The sequence below is a fragment of the Mycobacterium sp. NGS56 genome, assembly GCF_059812425.1.
This window is the reverse complement of sequence record NZ_JCALCQ010000004.1, coordinates 252,128-268,479: the sequence shown is the minus strand read 5'-3', so window position 1 is coordinate 268,479 and position 16,352 is coordinate 252,128. Positions and strand designations below refer to the sequence as shown.

The window sequence follows — 16,352 nt, the reverse complement described above, 5'->3', positions numbered from 1 at the left end:
CATGGCCAAGCTGGACTACGACTCGCTGAACTCCACGATCCGCTACCTGATGTTCTCGGTGTTCTCCGTTGAGCCGGGTGAGCTCGGTGACCAGCGGGACGACGTCATCGATGAAACGTCGACGTTCTTCAAGCAGCAGGAGGAGCGCGGCGTCGTGGTGCGCGGCCTGTACGACGTCGCGGGACTGCGGGCCGACGCCGATTTCATGATCTGGACCCACGCCGAACGGGTTGAGGCGCTGCAGGCCACCTACGCCGATTTCCGGCGCACCACCGCGCTGGGGCGGGCCACTTCGCCGGTGTGGAGCAGCGTGGCGTTGCATCGGCCGGCCGAGTTCAACAAGAGCCACATCCCGGCGTTCCTGGCCGGCGAGGAACCCGGCGCCTACATCTGCGTATATCCGTTTGTGCGGTCCTACGAGTGGTACCTGCTGCCCGACGAGGAACGGCGCCGCATGCTCGCCGAGCACGGCATGGCCGCGCGCGAATACAAGGACGTCCGCGCGAACACCGTCCCGGCGTTCGCGCTCGGCGACTATGAATGGCTGCTGGCCTTCGAGGCTCCCGAATTGCACCGCATCGTCGACCTGATGCGCGAACTGCGCGCCACCGACGCTCGCCGGCACACCCGCGAAGAGACGCCGTTCTTCACCGGCCCCCGGGTTCCGGTCGAGCAGCTGGTGAATGCCCTGCCGTGACGACCCCCTTCGACCCGAACGATCCCACCCGCTTCGAGGAGATGTACCGCGACCAGCGGACGTCGCACGGCCTGCCGGCCGCCACGCCGTGGGACATCGGCGGCCCGCAGCCGGTGGTGCAGCAGCTGGTCGCGGTGGGCGCCATCAGTGGTGAGGTGCTCGACCCGGGCACCGGTCCGGGGCATCACGCCATCCATTACGCGTCCAAGGGGTATTCGGCGACCGGCATCGACGGCTCGGCGGGAGCCATCGAGCGGGCCAAGGAGAACGCCCGAAAGGCCGGGGTTTCGGTCAACTTCGAGCTCGCCGACGCGACGAAGCTGGACGGGTTCGACGGCCGGTTCGACACGGTGGTCGATTGCGCCTTCTACCACACCTTCAGCACCGAGCCCGAGCTGCGCAGGTCCTATGTACAGGCGCTGCACCGCGCCACCAAGCCGGGGGCGCGGCTGTACATGTTCGAGTTCGGTGCACACAACGTCAACGGCTTCAAGATGCTGCGGTCGTTGTCCGAGAACGACTTTCGCGATGTGCTTCCCGACGGTGGCTGGGAGATCACGTACCTGGGCACGACGACCTACCGGGTCAACGTCAGCGTCGAGTCCATCGAGGCGATGGCCAAGCGAAATCCAGACATGGCCGATCAGGCCGAGAAACTGCTGGAGCGTTTCCGAGTGATCGAGCCGTGGCTCGAGGGCGAGCGGGCGCATGCCCCGTTCTGGGAAGTGCACGCCACCCGGGTGGACTGAGCGAGCGCCACGCCGCTCGCCCGGCCGAGGCATAAACCACGCATGTGCATCTGGGCGTGTCGTGTGCGTGGTTTATGTGTCGCGACCGCCCGGGACGGACCGCAAACGCCCGAGACGTGTCGCGAGCGCGGGACGGACGGCGGGCTACCCTCCCGTCGGCACCAGCCGAAGCGAGATGGAGTTGATGCAGTAGCGCTGATCCGTCGGCGTCGGGTAACCCTCACCGGCGAATACGTGGCCGAGGTGACTATGGCAGTTCGCGCACAGCACCTCGGTGCGCGTGGTGCCCATGGAATGGTCGGGCCGCAGGATCACCGCGTCGGATTCGGCCGGGTCGAAGAACGACGGCCACCCGCAATGCGACTCGAATTTCTCAGTGCTGCGGAATAATTCGGCGCCACAGGCACGACACTCGTACACGCCTTCGGTTTTGGTGTCGGTGTATTCACCGGTGAAGGGCCGCTCGGTGCCGGCTTGGCGCAGCACGTGGAATTCTTCCGGGCTGAGTTTCTTGCGCCACTCGTCGTCGCTCAGTCGCACCTTGGGCCGCGACACGTCGGGGGAGGTCATGCACCCACGCTAGCTCGAATGGCGGTGACCCGCCGCTTCCGGTTCCCCAACGCCTGCGGTCACCGCGTCGCGCTCGCGCTGGGCCGTCAGCCACGCGGGATCGATGCCGTCTTCCAGCCGGTTCTCGGCCTTGGCGTCCAGGTAACGGAAGACCAGCACGGTGAAGGCAACAATTAACAGCAGCGACCAGCCGTAGGTGATCTTGAGGTAATGCAGCGCTCGGCCGTAGCGCATGTATTTGTAGATCAGCCAGTCGTCCAGCGCCATGAAGCCGTAGATCCCGAGCCAGGCCGGCCAGTTGCGGATCAGCGAGTTGCGCAGCACCACCGTCATCAAGAACGGGAACAGCATCATCGAGTAGTAGCCCTGGGCCAGTGACGACACCAGGAAGGACCACAGCAGCAGCACACCCGACGAGCTGGCGAACCAGAACAGCGGGTCGCGGGTGCGGTAGTAGCGGTACAGCAGCCACATCGCACCGATCATCAGCAGGGTGAACAGGATTCGCATGAAGACGATCAGCCAGGTCGGCAGGCCGAAGTAGACGCCGTTGCCCTCGATGGAGCTGTTGAAGTAGTCCCGGGTGCCCAGGAAGTAGGGCACCGTTTTCGTGACGAAGTCCATGGGATCGCTCACCAAAGGCCACGCGGCCACGTTGACGACGACGGGCACCGCGATGGCCGGCACCAGCGTCCGCCACTGGCGATTCAGCAGCGGCAACAACAGCAGCGGGCCCAGCACCGGTTTGAGCGTGAGCGTCAGGCCGACCACCAAGCCGGCCCACCACTGGCGCCCGGCCCTTCCGTCCAGCAGCCACCGAAAGAACAGCACCTCCGCCAGCAGCACACAGCCGTTGATGTTCGTGAAAACCAGCGTGCTGGTCACACTCTCCGTACAGAACATCGCCAGCAGCAGCGCGGGCGCGGCGACCGAAGTCAGCGCGAATTTGAACATCCGCAGCAGCAGATACCAGGCGATCAGGATGGCCACGGTGTTGATCAGGATGAACAGGTAGCGCGACGGCGTGAAGGGCAGGTATCCGAACGGCGCCATCAACAGTGTGCCGCCCGGCGGGTACAGGTAGTGCGGGTCGACATAGTCGAAGTGTTCGTTGTAGATGTCCCAGCCGTGCCGGAAGTTGAGCACCGCGCGGTACACGGGTTTGAAGTCGTCGGTGATGTTGCCGTTGAGGGTGAGGATGATGCTGCGGTGCAACACCGACATGATGGCCACCGGCCACAACGCCGACCGCAGCACCGTCGACGTGTTCAGCGGGCCGGTGCCGGGTCTAAAGGCGGCCAGGGTCCAATCACGCAAGCCGGTTCGGGTCGATTCAGCTGCCGTCACCAGCGCACCGTACACCGGCAGCCACGCAAGCCGGAAAGCAGCGTCAGGCCGGGCAATAGGTGTCGGTGTTGGGCAATTTGCCGCTGTTGAGGTAGCCGATCAGCGGCGGGACGGCGCAGCCCGAGAAGATGCTGGCGCCGTGGCCGATGCCCTGCCACATGACCCGCTTGCTCGCCGCGTTGGCGTTGATGATGCTGGCCGCGGTCGCCGCGACGCCGTCGGTACCGACGATCGGGTCGTTTTGCACACCGAGCAGCAGCACGTCGACCTTGAGTGTCTTCGGTGTGGGCGGTGGCGAGCCGGTGGGCCAGTGCACGCACTTGACCAGGTTGAGCGCTGCGACGGTGCCGAAGTCGGGGTAGAGCTTGGCCCAGGCGACGACGAGTTCGCGAACCCGGTCCGGCGTGGGGCGATTGACCGCGTCGCTGCATACGTTGACGAACTGGCCGTCGGAGTCCTGGAGGGCGTTGGCGTGGTTGATCAGGTTGTTCAGCGCGTTGGCATCGCCGGAACGGGCGTCCGCGAGCGCGTTGGCCAGGTTGGTGGTGGCGTTGACGCGGCCGCCGGCGGGATAACCGAGCGCGACGGTGATCGCGTTGGCCACCTGTGCGACCGACACGCCGCCGGGGCCCTTACCCGCCCGGGCGTCGGCCAGCAGAGCGCTGACGGCACCCTTCGGGTCCGCACCCAGCGCACAATTCACGGCGATGCACTGCGCGGCGAAGGCGTCGAGTGCGGCCTGCTGTCCCTTGACCCGTTGCTCGGCGGCGGCCTCGGCGTTGGTGCCCAACGCGACCGGTGAATCGAGGATCAAGCGCGCCACCTTGTCCGGCCGCGATCCGGCGTAGGCCAGCGCCACCTGTGCGCCGTTGCCGATGCCGATCAGCGCGAGGGCGGGCACGTCCCACAGGGTGCGCAACCGCTCGATGTCGGAGGCGGCGTGCGCGTCGTCGTAGGACGACGCGTTCGGGCCGATCCCGACGGCGTCACCACAGTTGGTGGTCGCGGTGTTGGAGACGTCGGAGAGGTTGGCCACCGGGTCGTCGCCGGTCTGGAATTGCGACTGGTCGCGCATCTGCTGACGGTCGAATTTGTCGCGGCAGTCGATCGGGCTCGACATCCCGATGCCCCGGCGGTCGACGGACACGATGGGGTGGGTGGCGAGCACGTCGGCGCCCGCCCGCGACAGCCAGATCGGCAATTGCGTCGACGACGGCAGATCGGAGCCGGTGGTGAAGATCAGCGGGCCGGCGTCCTGGGGTGTCTGGTTCGAGCGGGCACGCACCACACCGATGCTGAGGCTGCCACCGCCCCCGTTGACCGGATCCAGGTCGGCGTCGTAGCTCGCGCAGTCCAGCCGGACACCGGCGGCGGCGGGAACCGAGGCGTCGGCGAACACCCGTGAGGTGCAGTCGCGCCACGCCAGGTCGTTTTTGGGTGCGGCGATCGCGGGTGGGCCGCTGGGCGGCGGCTTCGACGTCGCCGCCCCCTGCGGTCGCGCACCGGAATTGGTGGCGAACCTCGGGTCGGCGGCCAGGCCCGGGACGCAGCCGGCCAGCAACGCTGTCACCGCGACCAGGATCGTGGCACACGTGTACGGCCGGCTCATGCCGACCACAGTAGCTAGGCCTTGACGTAGCGGGTGTAAAGGTAGCCGGCGTCGTCGGTCAGGACATGGGCACACCGCATCTGGGTGAGCAGCTGGCCCGGGCCTGTCGCGATGCGTCGTGCCTGGCCGCCGACGAGGCAGGGCGCGATCGTCAGACACAGCTCGTCGAGCATGTCGCGCTGCATCAGCGAGTCCAGCAGCATCGGTCCGCCCTCGGTGAGGATGCGGCGCATGCCGAGTGCGCCGAGGGCCGCCAGCAGGGTGGCCTCATCGATCTTCCCGGGATCGCGGGCGGAGCAGTCGAGCACCTCGCACAGGCCGCTGAGCGCACGGCGCGTCTGCTCGGCCGCCGCGGTGCAGGTGAGCACCAGCGGCTGCACCTCAGTGCGGGTGAACACCGCCATGTCCCGGTTGAGGTGGCCCGATCCGGTCACCACTGCCAGCTGCGGGACCTCGCTCTGTCCGCGGGCCTGCCGCCGCTGCCGCGCAGCGACACCGACCTGCGCGCCGGAGTAACCCTCGATCCGCACGGTGCCCGCGCCCACCACGATGACGTCGGCGAGTTCACGCAGCAGGTTGAAGATGAACCGATCGCCCGGACCGCCCATCGCGCCGCTGCTGCCGCCCGAGGTGGCCCCGCCGTCGACGCTGGTGATGAAGTTGGCCCGCACCCACGTCCGGTCGTGTTCAGGATAGCCGTAGAGCCGCGCGAGATCGCGGTCGTCGAGTCCGCGTACCGAACCGAGCAGAGACAGCGGCGTCTCCGACGTCGCGGAGCTCGCAGAACTCTCGGGGCCGCCAGAGTCGGGCATGAGTCTGATTGCAGCACGCCGCTACAGTTCCTGCATGCACGGGTCCACCTCCGCGGGCGCTTCGGGCGACGTGGCTCACTTGGTGGATCGGCATCCGACGGTGTCGCCGGAACGGCTGATCGCCCAATTGCGACCGCCCCCGACCTTCGCCGAAGTGAGCTTCGCGACGTATCGGCCCGATCCGGCGGAGCCCACGCAGGCCGCCGCGGTGGTGGCGTGTCAGGACTTCTGCCGCCAGGCCGTCGAGCGGCGCGCCGGTCGTCGGAAGCTGTTGGGCCGGCGTGAGATTCTGCCCGGCGTCGGGCTGTACCTGGACGGCGGCTTCGGCGTGGGCAAGACGCACCTGCTGGCGTCGTCCTACTACCAGCTGCCGGGTGAAGGACCGGGCGGGCCACCGGAGGGCCCGGCTCCCAAGGCATTTGCGACATTCGGCGAGCTGACCCAGCTGGCGGGGGTGTTCGGCTTCGTCGAATGCGTCGACCTGCTGGCCAACTACACGGCGGTCTGCATCGACGAATTCGAGCTTGACGACCCGGGCAACACCACGCTGATCTCACGGTTGCTGTCGTCGCTGGTCGAGCGCGGCGTGTCGGTGGCCGCCACCTCCAACACGCTGCCCGAGGAACTCGGTGAGGGCCGCTTCGCGGCGCAGGATTTTCTGCGCGAAATCAACACGCTGGCAAGTATTTTCACCACCGTGCGGATCGAGGGACCCGACTACCGACACCGCGGCCTGCCGCCCGCGCCCCAACCGCTTTCCGACGACGAGGTGGCAGCGCGCGCCGCGCGGGTCGACGGCGCGACGCTCGACGATTTCGGTGCGCTCTGTGCGCACTTGGCCACCATGCACCCGTCGCGTTATCTGACGCTGATCGAGGGGGTCAGTGCGGTGTTTTTGACGGGCGTGCACGGCATCGACGATCAGAACGTCGCGTTGCGGCTGGTGTCGCTGACCGATCGACTCTATGACGCGGGTACCCCGGTAGTGGCCTCGGGTGCCAAGCTGGACAGCATCTTCAGCGAGGAGATGCTAGCCGGGGGTTATCGGAAAAAGTACCTACGGGCCATTTCCCGGCTCCTGGCGCTCACCGCCGCGGCTAACCCAGCTCGCGGAGCATGACATAGTCGCTTTCGACGTCGGTGCCCAGTTGAAAGGTCCTGGTGCCGCCGACGCTGAATCCGCTTTTGACGTAAAAGCGTTGGGCGCGTTGGTTTGCCCGGTTCACGCCCAGCCACACGCATCGAACGCCCCACTCGGTCGCAACGGCCAGCATGCGTTCCATCAGTGCCGCGGCGGCCCCGCTGGAGTGGCGGTCGGGCAGCACATACATCTTCGACAGCTCGGCCGCCGGGCGGTTGCGCACTGCTCGCTGCACACCGGGGTGATCGGAAACCCCGCGAACCAGCATGGCGTAACCGACAATTCGGCCGCCTTGGTGCGCGGTGACGATGGCGCGATCCGGATCGCTCAGATACTCGTCGAAGCGGTCTGCCGACAGGTCTGCTTCGATGAACGACGCGATGTTGTCCGCGCTCACCGCAGGCGGACATGCCAACGGAAAGGTCTGTGCCGCAACGGCAGCCAGCTCAAGGGCGTCACCGGGGCCCGCCGGCGCGATCTGCAACGTCGCGGTCAGAGGTTCCATTGCGCGAGGTGGTAGCCCGTCTTCTTGTCCAACAGGATGACGGCGGAGACGGGATCGCGGTAAGCGTCCCAGTAGACGCCGCCGCGCACGATCGCCCCGTTTGGGGCATTGACGAGCACATTGTCCAGCGCGTCGGGCGCATCGGAAGCCCGCGGCTTGTAGGCGTCGGCGTTCGGGGTCACGCCGTTGAAATCCATCACGGTCGCCATCACGTACGGGTTGGGCACCCGGATCGCGCGAATGGTCACGTCGGCGCGCTCGACGCTGCTGCCGGGGAAGCCCTTATAGGTGCCTTCGCGCGTGTAGCCGAATCCCGGCGGCGGGTCGCAGGACCCCACCCCGCTCACGGTGACGTCGGCGATGAACGTGCCGTTGTCCACCCTCAGCGTGTCACCGATGTGGCCGATCGGCGCGTCACCGGCCCACGCCCGGGGCATCGGAATTGCGGCGACAGCACCGGCAATGAGAACGGCGGACGCGAGCATCAGCCAGCGGTGCATCTTCGCCATGTCTGGCCTCCTTGGCGTCGTGGCAGGGACCCTCGCATGATCGCACACGCGGAAAGGCCGAAGGGGCGGGTCGGCGACACCGGTCAGCCGTCCGCGGCGGGGCCCGGAGCGACGTTCGGCCCGCCGGCGAGGGATTGCAGCGCCGTGAGCAGATCAGCCTCTACCCGGTCTTTGTCGACGCCGCCTCGGTGCAGCGGTCCGTCCCCGCCCTCCAGCTCCAGCAGCGCGAGCAGTTGGTGCTCGGTGCCGACGTAGTTGTGGCCCAGCCGAAGCGCCTCGCGCACGGCGAGTTCCAGCGCCTTGCGAGCCGGCCCGCTGAACGGAATGAGCTGTGGCGGTTCGCCATCCACGCGCAACGCGGTGATCGCTTCGGTCGCGGTGGCACGCAGCGCGCCGGTGTCGACGTTCTGCAGGTGCAGCAACACCGTCGCGAGGGCGGCGGCATCGCTGAGCACACCGAGCAGCAGGTGGTCGGGCGTGATCTCGCTGTTGCACGCTTCGTGCGCCGCGTTCTGGGCCGCCACCACCGCGCCCCGCGCCCGCGGGGTGAAGCGCGCGAATCCTTGTTCGACATCGACGGCGGCGGGCTCGGCGCGCGGCACGAACCGCTTCTGGGCGGCCTGCTTGGTGACGCCCATGCTCTTGCCGATGTCGGTCCAGGACGCTCCGGAGCGGCGGGCCTGGTCCACGAAATGGCCGATCAAATGGTCGGTGATCTCGCCGAGGTGCTCGGCGGCCAGGACGGCGTCGGCGAGCTGATCCAATACATCCGGGCGGGTCGCCTTGATGGCGTTGATCAGCTCGTCGAGACGGACCGGGTAGGCGATGCGGATGGGATCGGACATACCGTCAACCGTAAGTTGACGTAGTGTTGGAGTCAACCTTGGGTTGACGCCAGTGCCGAAGGGAGTGCGGACTATTGACCGCTCTGGGAGAATCTGTCAGTCATGAAGCCACTGCTCACGCTGTGTGGTCTGGCCGTCGTGATCGGCCTGGCCGCACCGGTGCACGCCGACAGCACCGACGACTCGTTCATCGCTTCGCTGCGGGCGGCGGGCATCACCTTTTCCGACCCGGGCAAGGCCGTAGGCGCGGGCAAATGGGTGTGCGACACCGTCGGTCAGGGCACGGAGATGCCCGATGTGGTCAAGACGCTGCTGTCCAAGAACTCCGCGCTGAGCCAGGACAAGGCCAACCAGTTCGCCGCCATCGCTGCCAGCACGTACTGCCCGAACACCATCACGACGAGCACGCCGAACGCCTAGTAGGCCGACGTGCCAACCGGCGGTGGGTTTGCGACAATCACTGCGTTATGCGATTTCTCCTGGGGCTGACCAGCCTCGCAGCCGTGATCGTCCTGGCCGCGCCGGTGCACGCGGACATCGACAACGATCAGGACTTTCTCAAAGACCTCCGCGACGCCGGTATCACCTATCAGGACGGCGGCAACGCGATCACCATCGGCAAGTCGGTGTGTGAGCTGCTCGACGACGGCCAGTCCGACGCGAAGATCGTGACGGACCTGCGTAACCAGAATCCGGCCTTTCAGGGCGCCGGCGCGGCCAAGTTCACCTATCTCTCGGCCGCCCATTACTGCCCGAAGTACATCACCGGCGAGGATCGCGGTCCCAAGCCAGACGGCGCCGCCGGCAACTGAGCCGATCCGGGCCGCGCCCCGTCTCCCCGGCCGTTGTCGTGGTCTTCACCGCGGGATACGCCTGGTCACCTAGGCGGCGCGGGCCGTCCACGTGAAGCTCTGCATCTCCGGGATTTCAGGCGTCAGCGCCGCAGCGACGCTGCGGCCGATCTGGTCGGCCGCCGCCAGCGGGGTGTCGGCGTTCAAAAAGCCTTCCACCTCAACGCGCAGCGTCCGCCCTGTCCACCTGGCCCGGGCGTGCGCATGCGTGACACCGGGGACCGAGGCGGCGACGGCCTCGGCGGTGGCGACAATGTGAGGGTCCACGCCGTCAAGCATGCGATGCGCGATGTCGGCGGTCACCTCCCAGGCGATACTGCAGATGAACCCGGTGACGACGATCCCCGCGACCGCGTCGGCCCAGCCCCAGCCCAGCGCCACGCCGACCAGCCCGACAACCGCGCCTCCCGACGACAACGCGTCCAGCCAGGAATGCTTGGCGTCGGCCACCATGGTCGCCGACCGAATTCGCCTGCCCACCACCAGCTTGTATCGCGCCACCAGCTGATTGCCGATCACGCCCACAACCGCCGCGCCGATGCCCCAACCCACGTAACCGGTGCCGCCGTGGCGAAGCAGCTTGGTGATGCTCTCGGAGCCGGCGACAACGGCACTGCCCCAGATCACCAGGGCCACACCAAGACCCGCGAGGTCTTCGGCACGTTCGTAGCCGTAGGGGTAGCGCTCGGTGGGCAGCTTGCGCGACGCGCGGAAGCCGATGAAGACCAGCGCGCTGGTGGAGACGTCCGACAGGTTGTGTAGCGCATCGCCCAGCAGCGCCACCGAGCCGGACAGCAGCGCGATGACCAACTCGACCAGCCCGGTCAGCGCGAGCCCGACGGCGCTGACGGCAACGGCGCGATTGGCCTGCCGGCGCTCGCCGGCGTCGTCCGCCGCGGTATGCAGGGGAAAGCTTGCCGCCGGGTCGCGGACCCCATTGATCACATGCATACCGCCAGCATGCCCGACTCACCGACGGCCCCCAAGTCTCGCGCTTACGCGCGTTCGTACACGGTCACCCGATCGCGTTGATCCCACCACAGCACCGGTTGACGGGAATCGACCTCGGCAAGTGTGTCTCGAGGATCGGTGCCCGGGTCCAGGTCGCAGCAGACGACACTCCACCCTGGTGAAAATATCTGGTTTGCACAATGTTTCGGGGCATCGATGCCGTTGCGAACGTTACCGGGCAGCCGGCGGATGTGAGCAGGCTAACTCTCGGCCGTCAGGCGTTGTTTCTGCTCCGCGATCACCGGGTTGAGGGGCGGTCTAGGGGTCGCGTACCCGATTGGCGCAGGGGCGTTGGGCAGCACTGATCGATTGAAATCCGTTGTGCTACAAGAGCTTAGCTCACATGAGCGGCGGCCCAGGAAGCAGCCAGATCACCGAGGGATCGATATCCTCCCTGTATTGCGGGCAGTAGACAGCTATCGACAGACCGACGAAATAGGCGGACTGCTTGACGGAAAGGCTCGTTTGCCTGGCCAGCTGGATTGCCAGCACCGATGCGTTCGGGTTGGTGGCAATGCTGGCGCACACCGTGCGCGCTTTCGCAATGGCATCGTCGTTGTCGGGCATGGTGATTCCGCCCTTGGACAACCCTGCGATGAACGCGTCGTCGCTATCATCCGCTGCCGCCGGGGCCGCGAAGACCAGCGCGGCGGTGGACAAAACAATCGCAGACAAGGTCGGCAACCCACGACCAACCTTCATCGAACTAAACGCCTCCCCTCTGTGCGAGGACCAATCGGCGGGCAATCAAGGACGACTTGAATAAACGATAGTCGCAATGCGTGGGTTCTTATCACAAGCTCGGGGGCCGGCTTGAGAGGTCAGGACGAGCAGTGGGTGGTCTTGCCCCGGCCATCCGGTGACCCCAACGTGGCCAGCGCGTCGTTCGCGGCTGCTGTCGCATCTGGACCCGAGCCGCTTTGAACCGACCGGCGAAGCGGTCGAACGCAACCGATCGCCACGATTGTGGGGATGATTGACCGCATTGTGCGCTCCTTGCGGTGGCAAGCAGAGCGAATTCAGCGCCGCGAAGGTTGACCGCGCGGGCAAATGGGCCGCCCCCGCGCCTACGGGCTACGAATTGTCTTCCGGGTCTTCGGCCAGGTAGGTGACTTCATACCAGCGTCGGGTCCGTTCGGCGTCGTAAGTTTCGGTCGCGGTTGCCACCTCGAGCCGAACATCCGTCAGATGCGGGTTGGCCACGCGGATGCGGTCTTCGAGCTCGGCGTGCAGGGCGGCGCCGGTCAGGCGGACATCCGCGACCGCTCTGCCGGTATATCTCGTCCAACTCACGTCACACATTTTCCTCTGGGACGGCGCCACGTGACATGGCCGGCCCCCGCACCTGCACGCGCGGGCCTTGGGAATGCTTCAGCAACTTATTGGTAACGTCCCTGGGGCGCGGCTACAACTAACGGCGCCGCGGCGTTTTTACCCCCGAGAAGGTCGCTCTGAAAGATACTGGCGTGGCAATGACGAGAATCATCTTCGAACACTCCGCGACCACGGCCAGCTCAGCCCAATGGACCTATGCTGCTGACTGCTGAACCTCGAGCTCGCCCACCTGGTTCAACGAACCGCCGCAAACCGCCGGCGGCACCGCACCAGGTGCCGTGAGAACCAGTGTTTTCCAATGGCTTCGGCCATCTCATCGTGGGACGCTGACGGTTTGACCGTGACCCTCAAACGCGTTGACGAACTGCAGCCTGGCGACAGGATCCGCATGAAGGTCGGGCACGCTACCGTGATAGCGACTGAACCCCTTGACGACGACCGCACCCTGATCACCTTCACGTACGGGACGAAGGGCCCTGCCGACAACGCTCTGACCGTGGACGTCCTCGACGAAGACGAGTGGGGCTGGTAACGCGAACCGCGTGCGCCGAGTCAATCGCCAAGAACCTTGTCGGCGACGGTCCGGCATACGACGATTGAATCGGCACGGCCTCGGAGGAGGGATTATGGCTTCACACTGTTTGAAGAGCCTCGCGGGTTTATCCGCCGCGTCGCTGACGATCGCCCTGTCGCTTCCGTCGACTGCTTTCGCCGACAATCCGTCCTGGAACGGCCAGTACGCGATCACGTTCATGGTCGGCCCCAAGGCCGGCACCAGCATGGCGGTCGGCGATCCGGAAACGCAGCACACCGAGACCTACGGATTCCGCTCGAGCTGCACCAACGGGAAGTGCGTCGCCACCATCGTCAGTGGTCCTCCACCCACCAACCCGACGGTTCCGCAGCCGGTTCAGTTCACCTGGGACGGGAAGTCCTGGTCGCAGGTCACCGACTTCCAATGGGACTGCATGATGCCCGATACCACGATCCAATGGAATCCGGCCCGGGCCGAGGTGCGCTACACGCCCCAACCAGACGGATCGCTCGCGGGGATTATGCACACCGACATCCTCAGCGGCGCGTGCCAGGGGACGATCGACATGGAAATGCGGGCCGAGCGCGTGTGAACCTGCTGTATCGGTATCCCTTGTGGCGCAGCGCTTCTCACCGATCCGATGCCTGGCCGTCGTCACGCTCAGGTGTGAACTTTCCAGCCCGCTAGTGGGGTGGGCGCAGCCGGGGCATCGGGATCATTGAACTCGATATATACGTCGCCTTGGTTGATGTTGCCGGCGTAGGCGATGAACCCGTGGGCGGTTTGGCCGTTGGTGACGCTACCCGTGCGCAGCGGCGGCATCTTGTTGATCTTTTGGTAATCGTTCAGGGACGAGCCTGCCTCCACATCCCTATTCGGGTCCTGCTTCCACGGGGAGGAGGCGGCGGTGACGGACGTCTGGCTGTAGTTGAATGGCACGTCGGACTTGCCGGCAACGGTGAGTTCGATGACGTTGCAACCCCCACCGCCGTAGCAGCCGGACGATACCCAGGTCGCGTTATTGAGTGTGACGTCGGCTGTCGCCGTGCTGTATTCCGTGACGTGAATGGTGGCGCCGGCTTTTGCGGTCGGGAAAGGCGACTGTTGAGCTGTCGGGTCGGCGGCTGCGTGGGGCGCGGTCAACCAGGCTGACAGCCCAAGCGCCGCTGCGAAAGCGCTCACGTGCGCGGATCTGGTCACCGCGCGAAGATAGCGCATCTGTGAAGTCCGGCGGGTCGGGCGCGGGCTGATTCGGCTCGAAAGGTCGGTTGCGGAACAAATCGATTTTCACTCCAATGCGCCCCCGTGGGCCTTACACTGGGCGGGAAATGACCGCCTATAGGACCGTCGTGGTCGGCACCGATGGCTCGGACTCGTCGCTGCGTGCGGTGGAGCGCGCGGGCGCGATCGCCGCGGAGCACGACGCGACATTGATTGTTGTGACGGCGCATACGCCTGTGCGCGAAGAAAAGGGTCGCTACGCTATCCCGCCGGGGAGCGACCACGGCGAGGACTACCGCTTGGTGGGTGAGGCGCCTTACTACGCGATCCTGCAGGACGCCCGGGAGCGGGCGCACAAAGCCGGTGCCAAGAACGTCGAGGAGAAGCCGGTCGTCGGTGCCCCGGTCAACGCGCTGGTGCAGCTGGTCGAAGAGGTGGCTGCCGACCTGCTGGTCATCGGCAACGTCGGACTCAGTAGCGTCGCCGGTCGGCTGTTGGGATCCGTCCCGTCCGAAGTCTCCCGCAGGGCCAAGACCGACGTATTGATCGTCCACACCAGCGGCTGAGGCATCCTTTCGCATCGTTCGGGGTCGGATTACGACGTCCAAGCTCAGCCTGCCGTTCACCAGAATGCGGCAGAATGATGCGCGCCGTGACCGCAGCAGACGGCTGAATTAATCCGCCCGGCCGGTGATGGCGATATTGTTTGGACGTTGGCTAAGCGCCCACACCTGCGATGAGGGGCATGTCCTGATGAACGCGAATGGCGGCAAGCGATACGCGTTCAGGTCGCGCTCTACGGGGTTCCGTCGAGCAATGCCGAATGAACCGTCAAGGGAGTGTGCCACCAATGACAGAAATTCGATGACGGAGCGATATTTAAGAGCCGACGTCAACCTTTCGTGGCATTTGGTCTGGTTGTTCGCGATACTGGAAGGTATCACAGTTCCTTTACTGTCTTTATTCTCGCAGGGTGGACCTAAAGTAGGCCAAGCTTCTCGGACTGCGACTGCTGCTGGACAGTTCGCGGCGTTCGCAAGCAGGATGCTTCTTGTTGGTATCTATGGGTTGGTCATAGGCTTCGTCGGGGCGTCGATAATTTGTTTGTTGTTGAACCGGATCGTTTTTCCAAAAATCAAAATTCGGCTGGGTGATGCGGTCATAGCGCGCGTTCTCAACCCCTTGATCGTGGGAATCTGGGGCGGCGTATTACTAGCAGTCATCTTCTGGATACAGCTATGTATCGCTCATTTTCTTACCTTTCCGTTGGTAGTAAATTTGATGATTTTTGGCTTCGTCTCCGCGGCAGGCAGCGTCCTGCTGACGGGTTCGCTTTATTCTTTCGCGATAAAATTTTTGCCGCACTTGGGGATAGAATTAACTACCGGACAGCAGCGGTTTCTGTTGTTCAAAATTCCAGTGGCGTCGTTTGCTGTCTTGGTCGGAGTCTATGAAGGGCTGGCTGCGCCCATTCTCCAACGCTGGGAACTGGCACCTCAACATAAAGTGTTGATGGCATTGCTGGTGGGGATTTCAGGCGGTGCGTTCAGTAGTTTAATCGTCGTCGCGCTGGCTCATTTAGGCGCGATTAAAAAGCGCATGTGGCTAGATTTTGCCGTGATGGACGAGTCGAGCCACCATTAGGACAAAGCACCGGGTCACAGCCCATTCGCGGTTCAGCACGTCCCCATTCGGCAGCGCATCCGCCACGTCTATGAGAAAGCGGCGGCCAACGTGGTCACCACATCCGCTCGCGCCCACGGTTGCCCAGCGGAGTGGGTCAGGTCGAAATGGGGTAGCCCGTAATAACGCATAGTCCGAACTGGGAGAGAAGGACACGCTGGTGAGCGCTGCGAATAAAGCCCGGAACAAGGTGGACCAGGTCACGGGAAAAATCAAGGTCGCGTTCGGCCGCGCGACCAACGATCCAGTGTTGGAGGCTGAGGGCAGAGCTGATCAGCGGGCGGCTCACCTGAGAGACGCGGGTGAAAAGGTCAAGGACGCATTCCGTCCGCGACGGCCCCGTCAGATACCTCGACGGCGTCGACCAAGATAGCCAATTAACTCGCGGGCGAAATCCAGTCAGCCGACAGCGGCGAAGCTGCTGGCGACTTTGCCGGCCAGCCCAGTGCGACGTCAGCGGTGAGTCGTCGCCCGCCTGCACTGGTGCGCTCGATGTCCGACCCGTGTGTTGCCCACACCATCCGATGCCGCCATTAGAACAACGACATCTGCAGCGCCGAGGCGGCTCAATTACTTCATCAAGGCCGAGCTTGGTGCCCCAAGGTCGATCGTTATGCAGCCCGACGACCCCAGCATCACACCGGTCAACACCGCGACCAGTGCGGCGCCTTTCAGAATCTTCTTGCTTGCGCTCATCGGTTTCGCCTTTCTGCTGGTAGAGATAACCGTGGCAAAAGCTCCCGCCGGTGAGCTGATGTTATCGCGCTCTTTTGACATGTGCGCAATATTGCGCAAATCGCGCAAACGCTCTGTTAATAACTCGGCGGCGTGAATTCAGCCCCACCACCAAGTCCGTGGATTTGCGATAGGGCTTCGGTGTCCCAAACGCGGTATTCGTCCACCCGGAGATCATGCAGGCTCAAAGGGAAAAC

22 protein-coding genes are annotated in these 16,352 nt (G+C 65.1%); 11 read left to right on the top strand and 11 right to left on the bottom strand.

Features of this window, described 5'->3' with window-relative positions:
* The first annotated feature begins 1 nt into the window (after position 1).
* A complete protein-coding gene (hemQ, locus tag AC5Y4F_RS14205) occupies positions 2-697 on the top strand; it encodes a hydrogen peroxide-dependent heme synthase (protein WP_067935721.1) in 696 nt (231 codons plus the stop codon).
* On the top strand, positions 694-1,446 hold the full coding sequence (locus AC5Y4F_RS14200; RefSeq protein ID WP_067935718.1) for a class I SAM-dependent methyltransferase: 753 nt from the start codon (positions 694-696) through the stop codon (positions 1,444-1,446). Before hemQ ends, AC5Y4F_RS14200 begins: the two co-directional genes overlap by 4 nt.
* 144 nt (positions 1,447-1,590) lie before the next feature.
* Here the strand turns inward: AC5Y4F_RS14200 and msrB are convergent, their stop codons facing one another.
* From msrB to AC5Y4F_RS14180, 4 genes are read right to left on the bottom strand one after another with little or no spacing between them, the layout of a single operon-like run.
* Positions 1,591-2,001, bottom strand: a complete 411-nt coding sequence (gene msrB, locus AC5Y4F_RS14195; RefSeq protein ID WP_156750102.1) for a peptide-methionine (R)-S-oxide reductase MsrB — start codon at positions 1,999-2,001, stop codon at positions 1,591-1,593.
* A 24-nt stretch (positions 2,002-2,025) separates the two neighbouring features.
* Positions 2,026-3,378: an arabinofuranan 3-O-arabinosyltransferase gene (gene aftC, locus AC5Y4F_RS14190; RefSeq protein ID WP_499997397.1), complete on the bottom strand. Its 1,353-nt coding sequence runs from the start codon at positions 3,376-3,378 to the stop codon at positions 2,026-2,028.
* Positions 3,379-3,406: 28 nt separating this feature from the next.
* Positions 3,407-4,972, bottom strand: a complete 1,566-nt coding sequence (locus tag AC5Y4F_RS14185; RefSeq protein WP_499997393.1) for an alpha/beta hydrolase — start codon at positions 4,970-4,972, stop codon at positions 3,407-3,409.
* A 14-nt stretch (positions 4,973-4,986) separates the two neighbouring features.
* A complete protein-coding gene (locus AC5Y4F_RS14180) occupies positions 4,987-5,784 on the bottom strand; it encodes a pyrimidine reductase family protein (protein ID WP_067935709.1) in 798 nt (265 codons plus the stop codon).
* Here AC5Y4F_RS14180 and zapE point away from each other — a divergent pair.
* Complete coding sequence (gene zapE / locus AC5Y4F_RS14175) at positions 5,783-6,904, top strand: cell division protein ZapE (protein WP_499997389.1); 1,122 nt, start codon at positions 5,783-5,785, stop codon at positions 6,902-6,904. The two genes, AC5Y4F_RS14180 and zapE, sit on opposite strands and share 2 nt — an antisense overlap.
* Here zapE and AC5Y4F_RS14170 read toward each other — a convergent pair.
* The 3 genes from AC5Y4F_RS14170 to AC5Y4F_RS14160 all read right to left on the bottom strand — a co-directional run bounded on the left by AC5Y4F_RS14170 (position 6,882) and on the right by AC5Y4F_RS14160 (position 8,784).
* A complete protein-coding gene (locus tag AC5Y4F_RS14170; protein WP_499997386.1) occupies positions 6,882-7,430 on the bottom strand; it encodes a GNAT family N-acetyltransferase in 549 nt (182 codons plus the stop codon). The genes zapE and AC5Y4F_RS14170 overlap by 23 nt on opposite strands.
* Positions 7,418-7,930, bottom strand: coding sequence for a hypothetical protein (locus tag AC5Y4F_RS14165; RefSeq protein ID WP_156750101.1), 513 nt, complete (start codon positions 7,928-7,930; stop codon positions 7,418-7,420). Before AC5Y4F_RS14165 ends, AC5Y4F_RS14170 begins: the two co-directional genes overlap by 13 nt.
* A 92-nt stretch (positions 7,931-8,022) precedes the next feature.
* Entirely contained in the window at positions 8,023-8,784 is a 762-nt protein-coding gene (locus AC5Y4F_RS14160) for a Clp protease N-terminal domain-containing protein (protein WP_499997381.1), read from the bottom strand.
* Between the two features lie 102 nt (positions 8,785-8,886).
* Between AC5Y4F_RS14160 and AC5Y4F_RS14155 the strand changes: the two genes are divergently transcribed.
* Together AC5Y4F_RS14155 and AC5Y4F_RS14150 are read left to right on the top strand one after the other, a co-directional pair.
* Positions 8,887-9,204 carry a DUF732 domain-containing protein gene (locus AC5Y4F_RS14155; protein ID WP_067935693.1) on the top strand — a complete coding sequence of 106 codons (318 nt, stop codon included), beginning with the start codon at positions 8,887-8,889 and terminating at the stop codon, positions 9,202-9,204.
* Between the two features lie 47 nt (positions 9,205-9,251).
* A complete protein-coding gene (locus AC5Y4F_RS14150; protein WP_499997379.1) occupies positions 9,252-9,596 on the top strand; it encodes a DUF732 domain-containing protein in 345 nt (114 codons plus the stop codon).
* A gap of 69 nt (positions 9,597-9,665) precedes the next feature.
* Here the strand turns inward: AC5Y4F_RS14150 and AC5Y4F_RS14145 are convergent, their stop codons facing one another.
* From AC5Y4F_RS14145 to AC5Y4F_RS14135, 3 genes are all read right to left on the bottom strand, one after another.
* Complete coding sequence (locus AC5Y4F_RS14145; protein WP_499997377.1) at positions 9,666-10,586, bottom strand: cation diffusion facilitator family transporter; 921 nt, start codon at positions 10,584-10,586, stop codon at positions 9,666-9,668.
* Between the two features lie 399 nt (positions 10,587-10,985).
* Positions 10,986-11,348, bottom strand: a complete 363-nt coding sequence (locus AC5Y4F_RS14140; protein WP_067935683.1) for a DUF732 domain-containing protein — start codon at positions 11,346-11,348, stop codon at positions 10,986-10,988.
* Positions 11,349-11,720: 372 nt separating this feature from the next.
* Positions 11,721-11,939 carry a hypothetical protein gene (locus AC5Y4F_RS14135; RefSeq protein WP_067935679.1) on the bottom strand — a complete coding sequence of 73 codons (219 nt, stop codon included), beginning with the start codon at positions 11,937-11,939 and terminating at the stop codon, positions 11,721-11,723.
* A gap of 340 nt (positions 11,940-12,279) precedes the next feature.
* Between AC5Y4F_RS14135 and AC5Y4F_RS14130 the strand changes: the two genes are divergently transcribed.
* Together AC5Y4F_RS14130 and AC5Y4F_RS14125 are read left to right on the top strand one after the other, a co-directional pair.
* A complete protein-coding gene (locus AC5Y4F_RS14130; RefSeq protein WP_067935676.1) occupies positions 12,280-12,513 on the top strand; it encodes a hypothetical protein in 234 nt (77 codons plus the stop codon).
* Between the two features lie 94 nt (positions 12,514-12,607).
* Positions 12,608-13,108, top strand: coding sequence for an Rv2253 family sensor-like surface protein (locus tag AC5Y4F_RS14125; protein WP_067935673.1), 501 nt, complete (start codon positions 12,608-12,610; stop codon positions 13,106-13,108).
* A gap of 68 nt (positions 13,109-13,176) precedes the next feature.
* Here AC5Y4F_RS14125 and AC5Y4F_RS14120 read toward each other — a convergent pair whose 3' ends face one another.
* On the bottom strand, positions 13,177-13,698 hold the full coding sequence (locus AC5Y4F_RS14120) for a hypothetical protein (RefSeq protein WP_067936199.1): 522 nt from the start codon (positions 13,696-13,698) through the stop codon (positions 13,177-13,179).
* Positions 13,699-13,844: 146 nt separating this feature from the next.
* Between AC5Y4F_RS14120 and AC5Y4F_RS14115 the strand changes: the two genes are divergently transcribed.
* The 4 genes from AC5Y4F_RS14115 to AC5Y4F_RS14100 all read left to right on the top strand — a co-directional run bounded on the left by AC5Y4F_RS14115 (position 13,845) and on the right by AC5Y4F_RS14100 (position 16,252).
* Entirely contained in the window at positions 13,845-14,303 is a 459-nt protein-coding gene (locus AC5Y4F_RS14115) for a universal stress protein (protein ID WP_067935671.1), read from the top strand.
* A 298-nt stretch (positions 14,304-14,601) separates the two neighbouring features.
* The gene (locus AC5Y4F_RS14110; RefSeq protein WP_197520584.1) at positions 14,602-15,381 is read left to right on the top strand and encodes a hypothetical protein; all 780 of its coding nucleotides are present in this window, start codon (positions 14,602-14,604) and stop codon (positions 15,379-15,381) included.
* Between the two features lie 199 nt (positions 15,382-15,580).
* Positions 15,581-15,793, top strand: coding sequence for a CsbD family protein (locus tag AC5Y4F_RS14105; RefSeq protein ID WP_499997373.1), 213 nt, complete (start codon positions 15,581-15,583; stop codon positions 15,791-15,793).
* Positions 15,794-16,033: 240 nt separating this feature from the next.
* A complete protein-coding gene (locus tag AC5Y4F_RS14100) occupies positions 16,034-16,252 on the top strand; it encodes a hypothetical protein (protein WP_499997371.1) in 219 nt (72 codons plus the stop codon).
* Positions 16,253-16,352 lie beyond the last annotated feature (100 nt).